The organism is Empedobacter sp. UBA7252 (assembly GCF_002472765.1).
GTDB lineage: Bacteria > Bacteroidota > Bacteroidia > Flavobacteriales > Weeksellaceae > Empedobacter > Empedobacter falsenii_B.
On record NZ_DKSQ01000044.1, the window covers coordinates 1 to 20,467 of the forward strand.

At 31.9% G+C, this 20,467-nt stretch carries 17 protein-coding genes and 3 pseudogenes; 10 read left to right on the forward strand and 10 right to left on the reverse strand.

The annotated features are described in order from the left end of the window. Positions 1 to 297: pseudogene (locus B2X73_RS05490) on the forward strand (membrane protein insertase YidC); the annotation flags it as partial. A gap of 213 nt (positions 298 to 510) precedes the next feature. Next, on the forward strand, positions 511 to 1,077 hold the full coding sequence (locus B2X73_RS05495) for an acetate uptake transporter (RefSeq protein WP_286495352.1): 567 nt from the start codon (positions 511 to 513) through the stop codon (positions 1,075 to 1,077). A 66-nt stretch (positions 1,078 to 1,143) separates the two neighbouring features. Here the strand turns inward: B2X73_RS05495 and B2X73_RS05500 are convergent, their stop codons facing one another. Further along, positions 1,144 to 1,458 (reverse strand): GlsB/YeaQ/YmgE family stress response membrane protein, encoded by a 315-nt coding sequence (locus B2X73_RS05500; RefSeq protein ID WP_180905890.1) that lies wholly within the window; start codon positions 1,456 to 1,458, stop codon positions 1,144 to 1,146. Positions 1,459 to 1,577: 119 nt separating this feature from the next. Here B2X73_RS05500 and glmM point away from each other — a divergent pair, with 119 nt between their 5' ends. From glmM to B2X73_RS05520, 4 genes are all read left to right on the forward strand, one after another. After that, complete coding sequence (gene glmM, locus B2X73_RS05505; protein ID WP_286495351.1) at positions 1,578 to 2,960, forward strand: phosphoglucosamine mutase; 1,383 nt, start codon at positions 1,578 to 1,580, stop codon at positions 2,958 to 2,960. Positions 2,961 to 3,052: 92 nt separating this feature from the next. Next, the gene (locus B2X73_RS05510) at positions 3,053 to 4,432 is read left to right on the forward strand and encodes a tetratricopeptide repeat protein (RefSeq protein ID WP_291095958.1); all 1,380 of its coding nucleotides are present in this window, start codon (positions 3,053 to 3,055) and stop codon (positions 4,430 to 4,432) included. 104 nt (positions 4,433 to 4,536) lie between these two features. Then, positions 4,537 to 5,130: an ACP phosphodiesterase gene (locus tag B2X73_RS05515; protein WP_280045538.1), complete on the forward strand. Its 594-nt coding sequence runs from the start codon at positions 4,537 to 4,539 to the stop codon at positions 5,128 to 5,130. Positions 5,131 to 5,193: 63 nt separating this feature from the next. After that, complete coding sequence (locus B2X73_RS05520; RefSeq protein ID WP_286495349.1) at positions 5,194 to 6,822, forward strand: acyl-CoA carboxylase subunit beta; 1,629 nt, start codon at positions 5,194 to 5,196, stop codon at positions 6,820 to 6,822. 53 nt (positions 6,823 to 6,875) lie between these two features. Here the strand turns inward: B2X73_RS05520 and B2X73_RS05525 are convergent, their stop codons facing one another. The 3 genes and pseudogenes from B2X73_RS05525 to B2X73_RS05535 form a co-directional block, all read right to left on the reverse strand. Continuing rightward, positions 6,876 to 7,451 carry a sugar transferase gene (locus B2X73_RS05525; RefSeq protein WP_221853946.1) on the reverse strand — a complete coding sequence of 192 codons (576 nt, stop codon included), beginning with the start codon at positions 7,449 to 7,451 and terminating at the stop codon, positions 6,876 to 6,878. Between the two features lie 5 nt (positions 7,452 to 7,456). Beyond that, positions 7,457 to 8,206, reverse strand: a complete 750-nt coding sequence (locus B2X73_RS05530) for a CpsD/CapB family tyrosine-protein kinase (RefSeq protein ID WP_312081786.1) — start codon at positions 8,204 to 8,206, stop codon at positions 7,457 to 7,459. Between the two features lie 16 nt (positions 8,207 to 8,222). Continuing rightward, positions 8,223 to 8,390 (reverse strand): annotated as a pseudogene (locus B2X73_RS05535) (glycosyltransferase); the annotation flags it as partial. A 105-nt stretch (positions 8,391 to 8,495) separates the two neighbouring features. Between B2X73_RS05535 and B2X73_RS05540 the strand changes: the two are divergent. Further along, positions 8,496 to 9,011: a hypothetical protein gene (locus B2X73_RS05540; protein ID WP_221853947.1), complete on the forward strand. Its 516-nt coding sequence runs from the start codon at positions 8,496 to 8,498 to the stop codon at positions 9,009 to 9,011. A 139-nt stretch (positions 9,012 to 9,150) separates the two neighbouring features. Here the strand turns inward: B2X73_RS05540 and B2X73_RS05545 are convergent, their stop codons facing one another. Continuing rightward, positions 9,151 to 9,801, reverse strand: a complete 651-nt coding sequence (locus tag B2X73_RS05545; RefSeq protein WP_291095960.1) for an alpha/beta hydrolase — start codon at positions 9,799 to 9,801, stop codon at positions 9,151 to 9,153. Positions 9,802 to 9,862: 61 nt separating this feature from the next. Further along, a pseudogene (locus B2X73_RS05550) lies at positions 9,863 to 10,132 on the reverse strand (DUF2400 family protein); the annotation flags it as partial. Between the two features lie 47 nt (positions 10,133 to 10,179). Between B2X73_RS05550 and B2X73_RS05555 the strand changes: the two are divergent. Further along, entirely contained in the window at positions 10,180 to 10,938 is a 759-nt protein-coding gene (locus tag B2X73_RS05555) for a TIGR02757 family protein (protein ID WP_276681380.1), read from the forward strand. A 99-nt stretch (positions 10,939 to 11,037) separates the two neighbouring features. Further along, the gene (locus B2X73_RS05560) at positions 11,038 to 11,652 is read left to right on the forward strand and encodes a recombinase family protein (RefSeq protein ID WP_276681381.1); all 615 of its coding nucleotides are present in this window, start codon (positions 11,038 to 11,040) and stop codon (positions 11,650 to 11,652) included. A gap of 199 nt (positions 11,653 to 11,851) precedes the next feature. Here the strand turns inward: B2X73_RS05560 and B2X73_RS05565 are convergent, their stop codons facing one another. From B2X73_RS05565 to B2X73_RS05580, 4 genes are all read right to left on the reverse strand, one after another. Further along, entirely contained in the window at positions 11,852 to 12,448 is a 597-nt protein-coding gene (locus B2X73_RS05565; RefSeq protein WP_291095964.1) for a hypothetical protein, read from the reverse strand. Positions 12,449 to 12,833: 385 nt separating this feature from the next. Beyond that, positions 12,834 to 15,695: a type I restriction endonuclease subunit R gene (locus tag B2X73_RS05570; RefSeq protein ID WP_291095965.1), complete on the reverse strand. Its 2,862-nt coding sequence runs from the start codon at positions 15,693 to 15,695 to the stop codon at positions 12,834 to 12,836. A 15-nt stretch (positions 15,696 to 15,710) separates the two neighbouring features. Beyond that, positions 15,711 to 16,931, reverse strand: a complete 1,221-nt coding sequence (locus tag B2X73_RS05575) for a restriction endonuclease subunit S (protein WP_291095967.1) — start codon at positions 16,929 to 16,931, stop codon at positions 15,711 to 15,713. A 66-nt stretch (positions 16,932 to 16,997) separates the two neighbouring features. After that, positions 16,998 to 18,548, reverse strand: a complete 1,551-nt coding sequence (locus tag B2X73_RS05580; RefSeq protein ID WP_291095969.1) for a type I restriction-modification system subunit M — start codon at positions 18,546 to 18,548, stop codon at positions 16,998 to 17,000. A gap of 30 nt (positions 18,549 to 18,578) precedes the next feature. Between B2X73_RS05580 and B2X73_RS05585 the strand changes: the two genes are divergently transcribed. Beyond that, positions 18,579 to 20,453: a recombinase family protein gene (locus B2X73_RS05585; protein WP_291095971.1), complete on the forward strand. Its 1,875-nt coding sequence runs from the start codon at positions 18,579 to 18,581 to the stop codon at positions 20,451 to 20,453. The last annotated feature ends 14 nt before the right edge of the window (positions 20,454 to 20,467 follow it).

Sequence of the window (20,467 nt, forward strand, 5' to 3'; positions counted from 1 at the left end):
ATGCCAAACATGCAATTCATGAAATACATGATGTATGTAATGCCAGTTTTCTTCTTTGTATTCCTTAACAATTACGCTTCAGGTTTATCTTGGTATTATTTAGTATCCAATGCGATTAATATTTTCATCGTGTTATATATTAAGAAATATATGATTCACGAAGCGAAGATTCATCAAATCATCGAAACAAATAAAACGAAACCTAAAAAAACAGGTAAGTTTGCTTCGAAAATGCAAGAAATGATGAAACAAGCTCAAGAAATGCAAGAGCAACAACAAAAGAACAAAAAGAAATAATCACATTATATTTCAAATTCAAAAATCCGTTAATAATAATTAACGGATTTTTTTATTTATTTAAGACAATAAAAATTTTAGTAACCAATTTATTAAATATCAATAATTTATTCATTTAAAATACTTTTGTAGTGTACGTTACACACTTTTTATGAATAAATTCTTTTTTATTTATTATTTTCAGATTATTATTGTCTAAAAATAATAAATAACATGAATAATATTTACTCGATTAAAGACCAAACAGCAAACCCTGGACCTTTAGGATTATTTGGTTTTGCAATGACAACTGTTTTATTAAACATACACAATGCAGGCTTTTTTCCTGTTAATAGTATGATTATGGGAATGGGTGTTTTCTTTGGAGGTGGAGCACAATTTGTGGCTGGCGTTATGGAATGGAAAAAAGGAAACAACTTTGGTAGTATTGCATTCATGTCTTATGGTGCTTTTTGGTTAACACTTGTATTTATATGGTTAGCACCGATGTTTGGCGTAGAAAAACCGGACGGAAATGCAATGGGATGTTATTTAGGAATGTGGGGATTATTTACATTAATCAACTTTTTACAAACATTAAAAGGTAATTTGGTCGGAAAATTATTATTTGGTTCGTTAACCTTATTATTCTTGTTATTAGCAGCAGGTAACTTTACAGGAAGTCAAAGTATTTTACATTTTGCTGGTTGGACAGGAATCATCTGCGGATTTATTGCTTTTTACGAAGCTTCTGCAATTATGATTAATCAGAAATACGAAAAAGCAATTCTTCCTTTATAAATAATATGAATAAAAAAAATCCTTTATCAGTCTCTGATAAAGGATTTTTTTTATAATTGTAATGAATTATTTATTAAACATTGGTGCTAATAATTTTTTCCAGATAAATAATAAAATTAATGATCCTAAAATTGAAAAAATCCAATCCAACGGACTGAAAAAACTCACTTCTCCATCATGAGAAATTCCTAAAATTGTACGCATATAAGCTCCTAAATATGCACCAACAATACCTATAAGTGCAGTTACCCAAAATCCTCCCGGATCTTTACCTGGCATTATTGCTTTAGCAATTCCAGCACAAATTAAACCGAACACTAAGTATACCAAAAAGCTCCAAACTCCGGTAATACCTAACATAATAAATGAAGTTGTCATCATAATTAATAGTATTTTTTATGGTTTTAAAAATTGTTAAGTAAATCTTAACTAAAATCGTTCCAAAAAGATAAGAAAAGTTTTTGTAATTTGTAAATTTGTAACACTATAAAATAAAATTTATGTCTCTAATCAAATCTATTTCAGGTTTTCGTGGAACAATCGGAGGAAAACCGGGAGATAATTTAACTCCTATAGACGCTGTAAAATTCGCAGCTGCTTACGGAACTTGGCTTAAGAATCAATCAAATCAATCAGAATATAAAGTAATTGTAGGTCGTGACGCTCGTATTTCTGGACAAATGGTTTCTCAATTAGTTTGTTCAACTTTACAAGGATTAGGAATTAATGTTGTCGATTTAGGTTTATCTACTACTCCAACTGTAGAAGTTATGGTGACACATTTACATGCAGATGGAGGAATTATTTTAACTGCTTCTCACAATCCAAAAGAATGGAATGCGTTGAAATTATTGAATGCAAAAGGAGAATTTGTTTCTGCAACAGATGGTGCGCAAATTTTAGCTTTCGCAGATAAAGATGATTATACATTTGCTAAAGTTGATGATTTAGGTTCTTATGAAACTTTTGATGATGCAATTGATTTACATATCGAGAAAATTTTGGCTTTGCCATTAGTGAATGCAAAAGCGATTCAAGAGAAAAATTTCAAAGTTGCGATTGACGCAGTAAATTCAACTGGAGGAATTGCAATTCCTAAGTTATTACAACGTTTAGGTGTAATTCATTACGATATGTATTGCGAGCCAAACGGACATTTTCCTCATAATCCAGAGCCTTTAAAAGAACATTTAGGTGATATCTGTAAAAAAGTAATCGACGAACAAGCTGATTTCGGAATTGTGGTAGATCCAGATGTTGACCGTTTAGCAATTATCGATGAGAAAGGTGAAATGTTTGGAGAAGAATACACATTAGTTGCAGTCGCAGATTATGTATTGTCAAAAACGCCTTCAGCAACAGTTTCTAACTTATCTTCTTCTCGTGCATTACGCGATATTTCTGAAAAATATGGTCAAAAATATTCACCATCAGCAGTTGGAGAAGTAAATGTTGTAGTTGAAATGAAAAACGTTGATGCTAAAATTGGTGGAGAAGGAAACGGTGGTATTATTTATCCAGAATTACACTACGGGCGCGATTCTTTAGTAGGAATTGCTTTATTCTTGACATATTTAGCTGAACAAGATAAATCAGTTTCAGAATTGAGAGCTTCTTATCCAGCATATTTTATGGCGAAAAAGAAAATCGAATTAACACCAGAAATCAATGTTGACGAATTGTTAGTTAAAATTCAGGAAGTTTACAAAAACGAAGAAATCAATACGGTTGATGGAGTTAAAATTGATTTCCCTACAGAATGGGTTCATTTAAGAAAATCAAACACAGAGCCAATTATTCGTATTTATACTGAAAGTACCTCAGAAGAAAATGCAAATAAATTAGCTGATAAAATGATCGAAAGCATAAAAAATATCATCTAAAACAATCTATTTTAATTGTTTAACAAATGTGCAAAACTCTAACAATTCGTTATGATTTTTGCACATTTTATTTTGTAAATTAGTCTATCACTATGGACGAAGATTTTTTTAATAACGAGCTAATTGAAGGTTTTGAGCAAATGCTTGATAATCGTGAATATAAGTATTACGATTCGGAGGATTTGGTCGAAATTATTGAGTTCTATCTTGAAGTAAATGATAGCGAATATGCAAAACGTTCGTTGGATTTTGCAGAAAAAATGCATCCCGAGAATATAGATATCAAAATCAAGAGAATCGAATATTTTCTTACAACTGAGGATTTAAAAAAAGCTGCAAAACTCATCAAAGATTTAAAAGATTTAGCTGCAAACGAATTAGATTACCTTCTTGTACAAGCACGTTTTTGGGGATTGAAAAATATGCCTCGAAAAGCGATAAATTTTTATGAAGAAGCTTTGCAAATAGACGAAGAAGAAACTGATTTTATTTGCAATTGTATCGGAAATGAATATTTGAATTTAGATGAAGTTCATTCTGCGTTAATTGCTTTCAAAAAAGCATTGAAATTCAATCCAGAAAACGATTATACTTTCTACTCTATTATTCAATGCTACGAAGAAATTCATAATCCTGATGAATGCATCGAATTTTTAAAAGATTTTATTGACGATAATCCATATTCGGAAGTTTCTTGGTTGCAACTTGGTCTGTTGTACAATCACAAAAAAATGTATGACGAAGCTATAAATGCATTGGATTACGTGCTCGCGATTAATCCTAACTCTATTGTTGGTCATGCTAACAAAGCGCTTTCATTGGAAGAATTAGGAGAATATAATAAAGCAATAGAAACGCTAGAAGAAACATTAGAATTTGATGATTCGCCCGCTGTTACGCATATGAAAATTGGTGAATTGTACGAAAAGTTAGAGAAACCACAAAAAGCATTGAAAGCTTATCATATTGCGATAAAAGAAGATCCGCAATTGGATAAAGTTTGGGCAAAAGCAGCTTCGCTTTACAACAAATTAGAAAATATTGAAGAAGCCGAATATTACATTCAGCGAGCGATAGAATTGAATGGCGATAATTACGAATATTATACAGATTCAACTTACTATTTTCTGAAACAAATGAAGTTTGAGGAAGCTATAAAAAACCTTTCAAAACTTGTTGAAATGAAACCTTTAGTATTCAATACTTGGTTTGCTTACGTCGAAACTTTGATTGCCGTTGGAGAATACGAACAAGCGATTGCAGTCTTATTAACAGGCGCTTTAAAGAATTTTAATCGTGCCGAATTTTTCTATCAATTGAGTAATGTCTATTATATTACAGAGCAAGATCAATTAGGAAATGAAGCGTTGCAAAATGCATTAAGTTTGGATCGAAATTTAAAAGATTCTATGATCGAATATTATCCGATTTTAGAAGAAAAAATCAATCAAATTTCTGGAAATAACGAATAAAAATATAATTCTTAAGCCATCTTTTTTAGATGGCTTTTTTCTTCACAGTAAAATAACACAGGTTTATTCAAAAAAACTTAACTTTATGATACTAAACAAGCCTTATGAACTTTGTCGCACATCAATATTTATCTTTCGGAAATCAATCGCTTCAAATTGGAAATTTGCTTGGTGAAACTGTAAAGGGAAAACAATATTTAGATTTTCCAGAAGATATTCAGAAAGGCATTTTATTGCATCGTTCAATTGATACATTTACAGATTCTCACGAAACTGTCAAACAAAGTTCAAGTTATTTTCACGAAACACAACACAAATTTGCACCAATTATTATTGATGTGATTTATGATTATTTTTTGATTAAATATTGGAATAATTATTCTGAAACTCCTTTCGAAAAATTCAAATCAGATTGTTATCAATTATTTAAGGATGAATACAATTCGCTTCCAAAAAAACTACAAGAAATCATTTTTTATTTGTTGAAATATGATTGGTTCGAAAATTATTCGACCATAGAAGGCGTTCAAAAAACATTAAAAGGAATCGGAAGTCGAGCAAAATTTGAGAATAATTTACATCAAATCATTCCCGAATTTGAAAAAAATTATGCGAATCTAGAAACTGATTTTCTATCATTTTTTCCTCAAATCCAAACGCATTGCAAGAACTTTGTATTCATTGATTCTCAAGTCTAAATTTCATTTTAAGAATTCGATAAAATTCATTAGTTTAGGGCTGTAAACAAACAGAAAACCACAATGGATTTAACTTTTAATAAAAGAGAGGATCATAACAAATTATTACTTTCTAAACTACGCCAAAAACTGAAACAAGTTTACCTTGGCGGAGGTCAAAAAAGAATTGATGCGTTGCATAGCAAAGGAAAAATGTCTGCAAGGGAACGTATTGATTATCTTTTGGACGAAAAAAAACCGAACATAGAGATTGGTGCTTTAACAGGAGATGAAATGTACAAAGAACACGGCGGATGTCCTTCGGGAGGTGTTGTTGTGAAAATTGGTTACATTTCTGGTAAACAGTGTATTGTTGTTGCAAATGATGCGACAGTAAAAGCTGGTGCTTGGTTCCCAATTACAGGTAAAAAGAATTTGCGTGCTCAAGAAATTGCGATGGAAAATAAATTGCCAATTATTTATTTGGTGGACAGCGCAGGTGTTTATTTACCAATGCAAGATGAGATTTTTCCTGATAAAGAAATGTTTGGTCGAATTTTCCGCAATAATGCAATCATGTCATCAATGGGAATTACTCAAATTTCTGCTGTGATGGGAAGTTGTGTTGCTGGTGGAGCATATTTACCAATTATGAGCGACGAAGCAATGATTGTAGACAAAACAGGTTCTATTTTCTTGGCAGGAAGTTATTTGGTAAAAGCAGCTATTGGAGAAGATATTGACAACGAAACTTTAGGTGGAGCAACAACACATTGCGAAATCTCTGGCGTGACTGATTATAAAGCAAAAGATGATAAAGATGCGTTGGATAGAATAAAATCTATTGTTGGTAAAATTGGTGATTATGAAAAAGCTGGATTTAATCGAATTGAAGCAGCAAAGCCTGCTTTAGATGAGCAAGAAATCTATGGTATTTTACCTGAATCTCGTGCTGAGCAGTACGATATGTATGACATTATTAACAGAATTGTTGATAACTCAGAATTGGACGAATATAAGCCTGATTATGGAAAATCAATTATTTGTACTTATGCTCGAATTGATGGTTGGGCGGTTGGAATTGTAGCTAATCAACGTAAAATCGTGAAGTCTAAAAAAGACGGAATGCAGTTCGGTGGTGTGATTTATTCAGATTCTGCGGATAAAGCGACTCGTTTTATTGCGAATTGTAACCAAAAGAAAATTCCGTTAGTTTTCTTACAAGATGTGACTGGTTTTATGGTTGGATCTAAATCTGAACATGGTGGTATTATCAAAGATGGTGCGAAAATGGTAAATGCAGTTTCGAATTCTGTTGTTCCAAAATTCACGATTATAGTTGGTAATTCTTATGGTGCAGGAAACTATGCTATGTGTGGAAAAGCTTATGATCCTAGATTAATTGCGGCTTGGCCTTCGGCTCAATTGGCAGTTATGGGAGGTGAGCAAGCGGCGAAAGTTTTGCTACAAATAAAAGAAGCGACTTTGAAAGCGCAAGGTGTAGAAGTTGATGAAGTGAAAAAGCAAGAACTTTTGAACGAAATTACAGCAAAATACAATGATGAAACAAGTCCTTATTATGCTGCGGCACGTTTGTGGACAGATGGAATTATTGATCCTTTGGATACGCGTAAATGGATTTCGATGGGAATTGAAGCTGCGAATCATGCTCCGATTGAAAAACAATTTAATTTAGGTGTTATCCAAGTTTAGAAAAACGAAAATATTTTTAAAAATAGAAGAGAATCCAATTTAGGATTCTCTTTTTATTTTTTGAATATTGTTTGAAACATGTAAATCAAATCTTGTCGAAAACTCCAATTCTTTACATATTCTACATTGATCTTAACTTTATCTGGCCAAAGAATTTCATCATTATATTTGATTGGATCATTTACATTGGATAAAATTTCTTCTTCTTTACAATATTTCAATTGAGCAGGACCAGTAATTCCAGGTTTAACTTTCAACACCAATCTATCCTCTCCAACCAATTTATCTGCATAACCAGCGACATCAGGACGAGGTCCAACAAAACTCATTTCCCCTATTAGAATATTGAATAATTGAGGTAATTCATCTAATTTATAATCTCGAAGAATCTTTCCAATTTTGGTAATTTGATGTTGATCGGTTGTTATTGTCGATTTAGAAACCCCTTTAATCGTTCTGATTTTATAAATATTGAAAAATCTTCCGTCTTTCCCAACTCTTTTTTGTGTAAAAACGCCAAATTGATTGGTATCTATAGAACTTATGATAATTAACAAAACAATTAACCCAACTAAAAATATTAGTAGGATTAATGCAAGTATATAATCAAATATGTTCTTTAAGATCATTTCAATTAAAAGAATTTACTTTTATTTCGAGAAGCTAAACATTTTATTTTTCCGAATGATGAATTATCAAAATTCTCATCTCCAGCAAAATATCCGTAGCCGTAGCCGTAACCATATCCGTAACCGTAGCCAGTTTTAATTTGGAAATCGTTGAATATAATTCCGACATTCGAAACCTCACCTTCATCATATTTATTCGAAATTGCATGGATAAAGTTTTTCTCCGAATAGTTGTAACGTGTTACATACAATGTGCAATCTGCGTTAAGCATCAAATCGTACGAATCTGTTACTAATCCTATTGGCGGTGAATCTATAATTACGAATTCATATTTCTCTTTCAATTCAGCAAATAATTGATCCATTCGATTACTCAAAATCAATTCTGAAGGATTTGGAGGAATTGGACCTGCTGAAATAATATCTAAATTTGGTAAAATTGTACGTTGTGTAATTTGATTTAACTCTAAATCATCCGCAACATAGTCTGTTACACCTGTTTTATTATTAATGTTAAAATCATCAAAGATTTTTGGTTGACGTAAATCTAATCCAATCAGAACCGTTTTCTTATCCATAGAACCAAGTGAACTCGCAATATTCATCGCATTGAAAATTTTACCTTCACCTCCAATAAATGATGTCATTAAAATCGTTTTGTTATCATCTTCAAGTCCTGGATTCTTGTATAAATATTTCAGATTAGAACGAATTGATCTAAACGATTCAGAAATTCCTGATTTTGGATTGTTGATTACAACTAAAGGTTATAGGAATTTCTTTAATCAATTCGCCTTGATACAAGTTAAGCATCAAAGTAAAGTCGAATTTATCTTTTGGTAAGTTTCGCAACAAATCTAAAACTACTATTGGAACTCCACCCATTTCTAATGAACGAAGCCTAAAAAGTACTTTTATTTTTCTATGTTGATTTGACATTTGGTTAGTTTAATAAACAAAAATACAACATTGAGTTTGAATTGAATAATACAACAACTTAAAAACTCATAAAATAATTCTTAATTTTGCAGAAAAAGTAGTCGAATGTTCAAAATTGGTACAAAAGTTAAAGTGATAGATGATAATATTTCGGGAACAATTTCCAAATTGAAAGGTGATTTTGTTTACTTTAATGATGAGTTTGGTTTTGAATATGAGTATCGCCAAGATGAAATCATCAAAGATATTGAAATTGACTATGAAGAATATCGAGATGAGAAAATCAAAGAATTTTCGAAACCTAAGTTTAAGACTTTTCGCAAATCTCATCGACATCCTTATTTAACGCGAGAAATTGATTTGCATATCGAAAATTTAGTTGATAATTGGCGTGATTTGGATAATGCGCAAATTATACAAACACAATTAGATGTTGCACGAAATGAGGTGGAGCGCGCTATGTTCGAAAGTCAAATTCGATTGATTTTAATTCACGGTTATGGAAAAGGAATTCTGAAAAAAGAAATTACCGAATTGTTATATCGTTACACGAATATCGAATTCTATGACGCCTCGTTCAAGGAATATCACGGCGACGCCATAGAAGTTAAATTTATTTAAATTGAGATATTTCGATACAATTTTCTTATTCTATCGAAACGAAAATCACTCAATATGACAATTTTCATTATTATTAGTCATTGGCTATAAACAAAGAAAGTCATTCTGAATTTGTTTCAGAATTTCATTATTTTTAGGATTAAAATCTTTTGATCCAATCCATCAAATCATAATAATTTTGAGGAACAATTCCGTGTCCACTTCTATATTCGTGGTATTCAAAATTAATATTCATCGATTTTAAAAACTCGTCACCCATTCGTCCTAATTCAATTGGCAATACAACATCTTCTGTTCCGTGCGAAACAAAGAAATTTAAGTTCGAAAAATCTTTCGATTGATCAAAATCTCCAATAATTTTAGCTTCTTGATAACCACTTAAAATAGCCACGTTTTTAATCTTTTCTGGATTATTTAGCGAAATCGCATAACTCAAAATTGCACCTTGGCTAAAGCCCATCAATGTTACATTTGCGTCATCTAAATTCTCTTGTTGAACAATTGCATCAATAAATTCGACCAATTTATTACGCGATTCTATTGCTTGCGTTTCATCCATCCATTTTTCATTGTTCACAAAATTAATATCATACCACGCATATCCGCCATACACAATATCATGCAACGCTCGTACACTTATAATATGCGCATTCTGCGGTAAATCTTGTGCAAATGAAAACAAATCTTCTTCGTTGCTTCCATAACCATGTATCAGCACAAAAAGAGGCGTTTTTTCAGTCGAAACAACAGGTAAACGTTCGATATATTTTATTCCATTCAATTCTTTCATACAAACTTATTTTTAGCGAATTTAATTCTAATTTTTCTAAATAAAATTATTTTCAGTTCAGTTAAAACCCTTCGAAAACACCCAAACCAAATAAAGCGAAATCATATTTCACAGGATCATTTGCATCCATTTCTCGCAATTTTGTATCAAGTTCTTTCAATGCTTTTGCATCATTTTGTTTTCGAGTCAGAATATTTAATTTTCGTGCAACATTTCCCGAATGTACATCCAAAGGACAGGAAAGAATAGAAGTTGGAATGGATTTCCAAATTCCTAAATCTACGCCTTGTTTGTCATCACGAATCATCCAACGCAAGTACATGTTTGCACGTATAAATAAGGTAGCATAATAAAATTACTTCTTTGTATCTTTGAATTATGACTAATATTAAGGATTTTCTAGACGAAAAAGTGGTTCAGTACAACACATTAGAATTTATTGATTCTGATCCAGTTCAAATACCTCATCGTTATTCATTAAAGGAAGATATTGAGATTGCTGGATTTTTAGCTGCAACAATTTCTTGGGGAAACCGTAAAATGATTATCAAAAACGCAAATAAGATGATGAATTTAATGGGCAATTCTCCTTATGATTTTTTGATGAATGCGTCCGATAATAATATTAATACTATTGATGGATTTGTTCACCGAACATTTAATAGTGAAGATTTAAAATTTTTCTTGAAATCTCTTCGTAATATTTATCAAAATCATGATGGTTTAGAACATGTTTTTAGTCAACATCAAACTTCCGATTCAACACAGGAATCAATTTCTAAATTCAAACAAACTTTTTTTGAAATTAATCATTTGGATAGAACAACGAAACACGTCTCAGATCCGTTGAATAATTCAGCTGCAAAAAGGTTAAACATGATGTTGAGGTGGTTTTGTAGACAAGATAATCAAGGGGTGGATTTAGGAATATGGAAATCTATTCCAACGTCTATTTTATCATGTCCCTTAGATGTACATTCGGGTAATGTTGCACGAAAATTAGGAATTTTGACACGAAAACAAAATGATGCAAAAGCGTTGAAAGAACTGGATACAAAACTCCGCGAACTGGACGCAAATGATCCAGTGAAATATGATTTCGCTTTATTTGGTTTAGGCGTTTTTGAAGGGTTTTAATGTATCAATATTATAAATGTATCATTTTAAATCTATTTCAATATAAATTTGATACACTATATTGTATTATTTTTTATCTTTGATTAAAATTGATATAACATGAAACCAAATGCTATTATTATCGCAAGATGTTCAACGAATGAAACTAAACAAGATGTTTCTCGTCAAGTTGAAGATTTAACAGATCTATATCAAGGTGCATATGAAATTGTCAAAACGTTTTCCTACTATAAAAGTGGTTTGGATAATCAAATAGAAAATGATTCAATTCTCCAATATTGTATTGAGAATAATATTGAGAATATTCTAGTAACAGAAGTTTCAAGGATTTCTCGAAAGATTTCTACATTTTCACTATTTCTAGAAGAATGCAATAAGCACCAAATAAACTTGTTGATAGATAATTACAAGTTACATACTTTCATTAATGGAAAGGAGAATACAATGGCTCAGGCAATGCTTCAAATAGCTGCTGTAATGGCTCGTAATGAGCTAGAATTAACAAAGGAGCGATTGAATTCCGGAAGAAGAAAATACATCGCAGAAGGTGGTAAACTGGGGAGAAATGTTGGGTCAACAGAATCCAATCAAAAATTTCTTGAAAAATACCCAGAAGCAATACGACTAATTCGAAAAGGCAGATCAATTAGAGAGGTTATGAAGTTATGCAAACTAAGTAGTGGTACAGTACAAAAATTGAAAAAATTAGTATAGTATTGCAGGGGTATTTTAGTGCTGGTTTTATGTTCAATTCTACTACTTAAAACACTTTTATGTGTCATTTTCTGCATTAAAATACATATTATTTTCAACTAAAATAAATACTAAACACTGTAAATCAATTACTTGTGATTTATTCTAGTGAAAATTTTAGAAAAATAATAGAAATTTGGTGAATGGAGTTGGTTTTAAGCTAAATAAGGTAACTAGGAAAGTCACCACCTAATCTATCATAACCTTTACTTATATAATCAACAAAAGCATCCTCATCAACAATTTTTCTAACACGTACAGAAGATTTATGTTCTCCGGTTGATTTATCATAATACATATTGCATTTTTTTTGTAGAATATTTTGGACTATATAATCTATATATTTCTTTACAGTTTTATATTGACCATGTACTCCCATATGGAGATGATTATTGTATTTATTGTTCGGATCATTTTCTATTTTGTAAACTAAATCACATCCGGAGTAAAATTTAAACAATCTTACAATTTCAGAATAATATACGTAATCAGATCGATCATTAAAATTGATGCTTACCTCAATATTGAAGTAATTTTCTGGTTTAATTTCCTTTTTAGGTTTACGAATTCTTTCACCAACTAACCCAATTGATGATACTTCTATTAACCAAATATCCTTCTGCTTCTTATTTTTTCCAATTTTTACATATGTTTCTCCATTTTCAAGGGCTTTTGCGCAATTACGTCTTAAATGTCTATCAGATAAAGTTGTTAATTCATTATCTATAAAATATTTTGTTGGTTTAAAATTCTCCATATTTATTTAACTTATAATAGAGTATTACTTACTCATATTGTATAGGGTGCCCATGACAGCAACCTACTATATCATAAATACTGGACATTAGTAAAATGTAAAGTTTTTTATAAAAAATATTTTTAATAAAAACAATAATTCATTAAAAATCAATTAACTATGTTTTTATTTATTTTTCATAATCTATAATAGTATTGTTGGATTATTTTTAGATATATATTTTATGTCCAATTAAAATATTTAAAATTTGAACTGGTTATTTTTTTTTCATTCCAACTTACTTGTTCAGAAATTGTAAACGGAGGGAGGATTATTTTGTAGGATACGGAGGGAGGACTACCATAGGTAGGGGGTATAAAAAAAGCAGGAATAATCCTGCTTTATATTATCTTCCAAACCCAACCACGTAAGTATTCACGAAGTCGTAGATTCGGTGGGTTACTCTTTCTATTTTAGTTTTTCTTTCTTTTAGTGTTGGTTTTTTTAGCATTGTGCTCACAATGTCGTCACGCAAAGGTTTTTTCTCCGTAAAAAGGTATTCACCAATTACGTTTTCAACTTTCGTTGGATCTAATGCTTCTTCTTGACTCAATGATAACATTGCTTCTCTACGTTCAGCTACAATGAAATCATCGAAAGCTTGGATCACTTGGTCTGGATCTGTTACCAATGGTAAATTCTTCTGAATAAACTTCTCTATCAATTCCTTTTTACTTCTAAGCTTGATATCTGAGTTTAAAAGATCCTGAATCATCTTCTCTTGGGATGGTTTCTCAGCAACTGGTGCTGCTTGTAACTTAATCAGAAGGTTCATTATATAGGTTACATTAATTTCATCACGATGGATCAACTCTAGCTCGAAATCTAAATCATCTAAAATCGAATGTGTGTTTGTTCCATCTGGTGGAGGTTTAATTTTCTCTTCGTAGATATCAAGGTACTTACTTTTATAATCTTCAAACTCTTGATGTGAAATTGGTAGTGTATCAAAGCTAAAATCACCGTACTGCTTCATTTTATTGATCAAACGCATCACATCTCTGAACGCTTGGATAAATTCAGCTTGTTCTTCTTCGTTACGCAATTTGTTAACACTATCAACCGTTGGTGTAATTGCCAGTAATGATTGATATTTCTCTTGTAACTTCTGATCCAACGCTTCGTATGGTGGTTCGATAATTTCACTTACAGCATCTTTGTTTGCAAACAATTCAATTGCTTCATCCGTAGCATCTTTCAAGTTTCGGTAACAAACGATATTCCCATGACTCTTAACCTCATCAAGAATACGATTTGTACGTGAATAGGCTTGAATTAAGCCATGATATTTCAAATTCTTATCAACATATAATGTGTTCAAGGTTTTGCTGTCAAATCCCGTTAAAAACATGTTTACGACTAACAAGATGTCGATTTGTTTAGCTTTAACCTTGTCTGCAATATCATTGTAATATTGGTAGAACAACGCTGAGTCTTTCGTTGAATAATTTCGTTGGAACATGGCATTGTAATCCTTAATAAAATCATCCAACTCTTCACGCTTGTATTTTGCTAGATATGGTGTTTGTTCTTCAGCTGCAACATTTAATTCATCCTCATCAGGAATGTAATTGGATTCAGGATTTTTCTTTTCCTCCTCATTCGCTGCATAAGTAAAAATAGTAGCCACTTTCAGGTTATGTTCTCCACGCTCTTTCGCTTCCTTAAAGAGTTTATAATACGCAATAGCTGCATCCGTATCACTTACACAAAACATTGCTGTAAACTCTTTATTATGAGTTTTCTTTTGATGGTTCTGGATGATGTGATTAACGATAGCTTTTCTACGAATTGGAGAATTCATCACCTCTGGTTCATCGATCTTTTCGATCTCGATGTCTTGTATGTTCTCTTTTTCCTTGAAGGTTCTAATGTACTCCACAGCGAAACGTAAAACGTTCCCATCACGGATCGCATCCGTTATTACATATTTGTGTAATGATTTACCAAACAACATTTCTGTCGTTCGTTTTCCATAATCATTTGTACCTGCATTTTTAGCAAAGATTGGAGTTCCAGTGAATCCGAACATCTGACAACCTTTGAAGAAATTCTTTATGGTTTCGTGGGTTTGTCCAAACTGAGAACGGTGACATTCATCAAAAATAAAGACGATACGCTCATTTTCTAACGCGTTCATATCCTTTAGGTAATATGGCTTAGAAATGGCATTATTCAATTTCTGTATCGTTGTTACAATCAGTTTATTCTTACCCGTCATTTGATCTACCAATGTTTTAGTGTTATTGGTAGAATCTATGGAACCTTTACTAAAACTATTGAACTCCTTTGCCGTTTGTGTATCCAAATCCTTACGATCGACCACAAAAACCACTTTATGAACTTCTGGTAATGTTGTTAAAATCTGAGCAGCTTTAAATGAAGTTAAAGTTTTTCCTGATCCCGTAGTATGCCAAATATAACCGTAATCTGTTGTCGTCTTTACTTGGTTGATAATCGCTTCAACGGCATAGTATTGGTATGGACGAAGCACCATCAACGCTTTCTGTGTTTCGTTCAGTACAATGTACTGTGTGATCATTTTAGAAAGCTGACATGGATTCATAAACGCATCTGCAAATTCTGAAAGGTTGGTGATTAACTCATTCTCTTTATCAGCCCAATAGAAGGTTTGTTTAAATGATCTGTCTTTCACTCTTCCGTTACAGTAATACTTGGTATTAACCCCATTACTGATCACGAAAAGTTGAATGAATTGGAATAATCCAAAACCTGCACCGTATGAATGACGTTGGTAACGGTTGATTTGATTGAAAGCTTCTTTTAACTCTAAACCTCGTCTTTTCAATTCCACCTGCACCAATGGCAAACCATTGATCAGAATAGTAACATCGTAACGGTTTTGGTAATCACCTTTCATCGAGATTTGATTCGATACTTGGAACTCGTTTTTACACCAGTTTTTAGCGTCGATCAGTTGGATGGTTTTATTCTCACCCAATTCATTTACATAAGGAATACGAGAACGAAGTGTTTTAGCACGGTCGAAAGTATTCCCTTTGTTGATGTAGATTAGAATCTGGTTAAATTCTGAATCTGTTAGGGTTAATTTATTATGTTTTTCAATCTGTTGTTTGAAGTTAGCCACCACATCTGCTTCCTGACGAAGTGTGATGCGTTCGTAACCTAATCCCACCAACTGATCGATTAAATTGTTTTCTAGTAGTTGTTCTGGTTGTGCGTTCATAGTGTTAAGTTGAGGTTACACAAACAGTTGCTGCAACATCGCTTTCTTAAAGTTTTGGGTTTCCTTAATTTGTTCCTCTACTTTGGTGATGCTCTCATCAATTGCAGATAAGAAATTAGCAATTTTATTCTGTTCTTGTATCGAAGATATATTCACTTTTATTGTGCCTATATCTTTTGAATTGTAAGAAGGTAATGCTCCAGTTTGAGCATACTTACTCAATCTAATATTTTGGAAAATATAATAATAGTAAATAATATTACCATTTGGTGTGAATCCCATCATATTATTATCAATTATTAAATTTTCACCTATTCTTTTTCTCTCTAAAAAAATAGCAGCACCAACTTTTGCAAATAGTATCGTAGAAGAACTTATTACTTTATAATTGTTTTTATTTATTTGAAAATCTGTAACATAATTATTTGCTGATTTAATAAAAATTTCATTTCCTACAAGATTCATATCGGAAACTTTTATAAAAGGAACTCCAATATCACCACCTTGCTCTTTCTCATTGAATCCTTGACCTGAATAAAAAGTACCAACATCTCCCAAACGTTTCTCCTCCCACTCAGGATAATCGTTGCCGTTTTCATCTTTGAAACGAATTTCTTGTGCAAACAGTTTTTGCATCATCGCTTTTTTGTAGCGTGATAATTCTGTTTTTTTCTCCGTTAATAGTTCGATTTTTTTATCGATGGTTGTTAAGTAATCGGCTATTTTTTGTTGTTCTGGGAGAGAAGTTATAAATACTGATACTGTTTTTAAATCATTACTTGTAAAACCTTTAATCGAAGTTCCTTGCGAAATTTTATACAACACATTCCTATTTGAATATAATTGATATGCTAGGAATAAATTGTTTATAATATTTTCATCTAAAATTAAATTTGTGAAATCTTGACTAGTACAAATATCCTGTGATGCTATTGCAAACTTTCCAACACCAACTCTAGATACTACTAATAAGCTTCCTTTAGGTATTAGTTTTGTTGCTGAATTTTCAAGAGCATTTTTAGAAATATATCTAGTAATATTAATATTAGTGATTTCATTTTCATTAATATCAGAACTAGATATCCATGGTATATCACCATCCCAGAATTCAGTATTGGAAGTATCAGGAGTACCTCCACCAATAAATTTTGATAAATTTTGGATTTTGGATTTATTCCAATCCCCACTAAATTCAGGAAACCTCAACTTGGGTTGTGATGTATTTTGTTGTTTCATTTTGTTGTGTTTAAATTCATTTTAAATCTTTTGAGATTCTGAAACAAGTTCAGAATGACAATGACATTAAAATGGTGTTGGGATATTTAATTCGTTACAAAATGAAGTCAGTTGTTGATCTACTTCTAAAAGCTCTGTATTAATCGTTTTCAAACGATCTGATACAGCTTCTACATCAATTGCTTCCTCTTCCTCAAACGTATCCACATAACGTGGAATATTTAAGTTATAATCATTTTCGGCAATTTCAGCTAAAGTAGTGATATGGCAATATTTTTCAATCTCTTGTCGGTTCGCATACGCATCCACAATACGATTAATATCTTCTGGACGAAGTTTATTTTGTGTACCTTCTTTGATATAGTTCTCCTCTCCACTGGCATCGATAAACACAATGTTATCATCAGCTTTACGGCATTTCTTCAAGACTACAATACATGTTGGGATCGATGTTCCGTAAAAGATATTTGCTGGTAAACCAATAATGGCATCAATGGCATTTAATTCTTTAATAAAATATTCACGAATCACACCTTCGGCTGCCCCACGAAATAATACTCCATGTGGGAAAACAGAAGCAACCGTACCGTTATCTGCCAGTTGGTAATACATGTGCTGTAAGAAAGCAAAATCGGCTTTTGTTTTAGGTGCTAATTTTCCAAACTGGTTAAAACGAGGATCTGAAGCATATAATGGGTTCGCATCTCCTTTCCAGTTTGCAGAGAACGGAGGATTTGCCACAATCGCTTCAAAACGTTGTTCTAAATGATGAGGTTCTTCTAGTGTATCATCCTGCTCGATGTTGAAACGTGAGAAATGCACATCGTGCAAAATCATGTTCATTCGAGCCAAGTTGTATGTTGTTGGGTTTAGCTCTTGTCCATAAAAATCAGCCACATTAGATTCTTTGGCAACACGCAACAATAAGGAACCAGAACCACATGTCGGATCATATACCGAACGGATCTTATCTTTTCCTAATGTTACGATCTTCGCAAGAATCGTAGAAACTTGTTGAGGTGTATAGAATTCTCCAGCCGACTTACCAGCTCCAGCCGCAAAGTTTGAGATTAAATACTCATAAGCATCGCCTAAGACATCAGAGTCTATCTCGTTAAGTTTAAAGTCGATTTCAGCTAACTTACCTAAGATTTCTACAATAACCTCGTTACGTTTGTCTGGAGTCTTACCAAGCTTAGATGAAGCTAGATCTACATCTTGGAACAAACCATTGAAATCTTCTTCAGACTCTGTACCCATTGTCGATTGCTCGATGTAGTTCAGTGTCGCTTCCAATTCTTCAATGATGTATTCTTTCTCACCTTTCTTGGCGATAATTTCGAATAACTGGTTTGGAGCAAGGTAATAACCTAACTGTGCCAACGATTCTTCTTGAATAGCTTCTAACGTTTCTGGATCAGACACCAATGTGTATTCCGTCACATCTTCATCTTCCAAAAGTGTGTTTGCGTATAAATGTTGTTTTTCGGATAAATATTTGAAGAAGATAAATCCTAATATGTAGTTACGGTATTCATCTGCATTGATTCGTCCTCGTAGGGTATTTGCAATATCCCAAAGCTTCTGCTCTAGTTGTTGTTTTTGATCTCCTGACATTTTTATTCAATTAGTGGTTAAATATACGAAATGGATACAACACAAATAATTTTGCTATTTACCATTGTTTATAAAATTAGTTGTTTTTACGATGGTAGAGTAATTATCTTTGAAAAAAATATCTTCATTATGCTTGCAATCTACGCTCGAACATCAAATTCTAAATTGAATAAAAATGATTTTTCTATTGAAGACCAAATTTCTACAGGTATAAGTCTTGCAACAAAACTCAATTTAGAATATGAAATATTCCAAGATATAGGTATTAGTGGTACTAATATGGATAGACCTGCTTTGATGGATCTCATGCATGAAATAAAGTCAGGAAAAGTCACACATGTGTTTGCGTATGACCAATCTCGAATTGAAAGATCAACGAATATTTGGACCTTTTTTAGTGGGGTTTGTGTTAGTTATAATATAGAACTGTATTTAGGTAGTAATAAGATTGAATTAACAGATGAAACAAGTATGTTAGTAGCGAATTTAATGTCGCTATTCAATAATTTCTACGCTAAAATAACTTCCCAAAAAGTAAAATCTGCAAATCGTGCGAAAGCTGCAAAAGGAAAAACACATGGGATTCTTCCATTTGGTTTAGGTAGAGATAAGGACAATAATTATATTGAAATAAAAGAGCAAGCTGATGTTGTACGAGAAATTTTTGCCTTATCAAAACAAGGTGTTGGGTGTTGGAAAATAGCAAATCTACTTCATGAGAAAGGCTACCCAACAAAAAGAGGTACTGGTAAATGGACAGGTACTACAATAGATGGAATATTAAAAAACACAATATATAAAGGGATTCGAGAATTTGATCGAAATAATAAAACAGATGGAGCTGTAGTTAGTGAATTATCGTTTAAAATTATTGATCCAATATTATTTGATGAAGTTCAATTGCTTCGTCAGAACGGAAAAGTTAAATCTGGACCGAAAAATAAATACAATTATTTATTAACTGGTAAATTAACTTGTGGACACTGTGGTGATCCGATGAAGGGAATACATAAACCTAAATCTAGGACATCAATATATCGATGCAAGAACCAAACTAAACAAGTTCTTAACCGTTGTAATGATTCTAAAGGAATCAATATTACTAACCTTGACAATTTAATCTTAACCCTTATATTTCAAAACACTGTTGTTGAAGATTACTTGAAGTATTTTCAGAATTATGAAGATAATATAGAAACAGTAACTAAGATCATCGAAAAACTTAAAAAAGAGTTGAAAATATTAAAGTCTCAGAAAACAAGACTATTAGATTTAATTCAGTTCAGTGATGAAAATGATCCAGAAGTATTAAAAAGGTTTACAAGTGTTGATGATAAAATAAGAGGGAAAGAGATTGAAATAAAACATAAAGAAGAGGAACTTTTGAAAATAAAAACTCACGATCCGTTTAATAAAATTATCGAAAACCGAAAAGTTAATTTTCACACATTAGATAAAGAAACGTTACATAATATCTGTTTTGATTTGATTGATGAAATTAAAATAACCTTTAAAGGTAATGATTCAATAATTCAAATTAGGTTTAAATACATAAATTATGAGATAGCATATTATCACCGTCTAAGAACTAATGTTTTTAGATTTTTGTTACCTAAAAATGAGACTAAAAAAATAGTTACTGTTGAACAAATGGTAAACAATAGAATTAATACAGAGTTATCGTTGACTCGCAATGATAGTAAATACAAACCACTTGATATTAGTTCTGAAGAATATGATGTGTTAGATGCTTTAACCCAAGATTCATTGGACGATCTATCATTAGAATATCAGATTATGAGTGATGAAAACGAACTAATTGAATATTATGATGGAACTAATTTTGATAGTAGTAAATTTGATGTAATTTTAGAAAATGGTTCTCTACTCAAATACGTTGAGTAGAAGCCATCCTATTT

What these genes read in the sequence shown, in the direction of transcription:
- B2X73_RS05580 (WP_291095969.1), bottom strand. Translation starts at nt 18,548, where the DNA reads ATGTCAGGAGATCAAAAACAACAACTAGAGCAGAAGCTTTGGGATATT.
- B2X73_RS05515 (WP_280045538.1), top strand. Translation starts at nt 4,537, where the DNA reads ATGAACTTTGTCGCACATCAATATTTATCTTTCGGAAATCAATCGCTT.
- B2X73_RS05525 (WP_221853946.1), bottom strand. Translation starts at nt 7,451, where the DNA reads ATGATCTTAAAGAACATATTTGATTATATACTTGCATTAATCCTACTA.
- B2X73_RS05565 (WP_291095964.1), bottom strand. Translation starts at nt 12,448, where the DNA reads ATGGAGAATTTTAAACCAACAAAATATTTTATAGATAATGAATTAACA.
- B2X73_RS05560 (WP_276681381.1), top strand. Translation starts at nt 11,038, where the DNA reads ATGAAACCAAATGCTATTATTATCGCAAGATGTTCAACGAATGAAACT.
- B2X73_RS05570 (WP_291095965.1), bottom strand. Translation starts at nt 15,695, where the DNA reads ATGAACGCACAACCAGAACAACTACTAGAAAACAATTTAATCGATCAG.
- B2X73_RS05500 (WP_180905890.1), bottom strand. Translation starts at nt 1,458, where the DNA reads ATGATGACAACTTCATTTATTATGTTAGGTATTACCGGAGTTTGGAGC.
- B2X73_RS05495 (WP_286495352.1), top strand. Translation starts at nt 511, where the DNA reads ATGAATAATATTTACTCGATTAAAGACCAAACAGCAAACCCTGGACCT.
- B2X73_RS05555 (WP_276681380.1), top strand. Translation starts at nt 10,180, where the DNA reads ATGACTAATATTAAGGATTTTCTAGACGAAAAAGTGGTTCAGTACAAC.
- glmM (WP_286495351.1), top strand. Translation starts at nt 1,578, where the DNA reads ATGTCTCTAATCAAATCTATTTCAGGTTTTCGTGGAACAATCGGAGGA.
- B2X73_RS05545 (WP_291095960.1), bottom strand. Translation starts at nt 9,801, where the DNA reads ATGAAAGAATTGAATGGAATAAAATATATCGAACGTTTACCTGTTGTT.
- B2X73_RS05520 (WP_286495349.1), top strand. Translation starts at nt 5,194, where the DNA reads ATGGATTTAACTTTTAATAAAAGAGAGGATCATAACAAATTATTACTT.
- B2X73_RS05585 (WP_291095971.1), top strand. Translation starts at nt 18,579, where the DNA reads ATGGATACAACACAAATAATTTTGCTATTTACCATTGTTTATAAAATT.
- B2X73_RS05575 (WP_291095967.1), bottom strand. Translation starts at nt 16,931, where the DNA reads ATGAAACAACAAAATACATCACAACCCAAGTTGAGGTTTCCTGAATTT.
- B2X73_RS05540 (WP_221853947.1), top strand. Translation starts at nt 8,496, where the DNA reads ATGTTCAAAATTGGTACAAAAGTTAAAGTGATAGATGATAATATTTCG.
- B2X73_RS05510 (WP_291095958.1), top strand. Translation starts at nt 3,053, where the DNA reads ATGGACGAAGATTTTTTTAATAACGAGCTAATTGAAGGTTTTGAGCAA.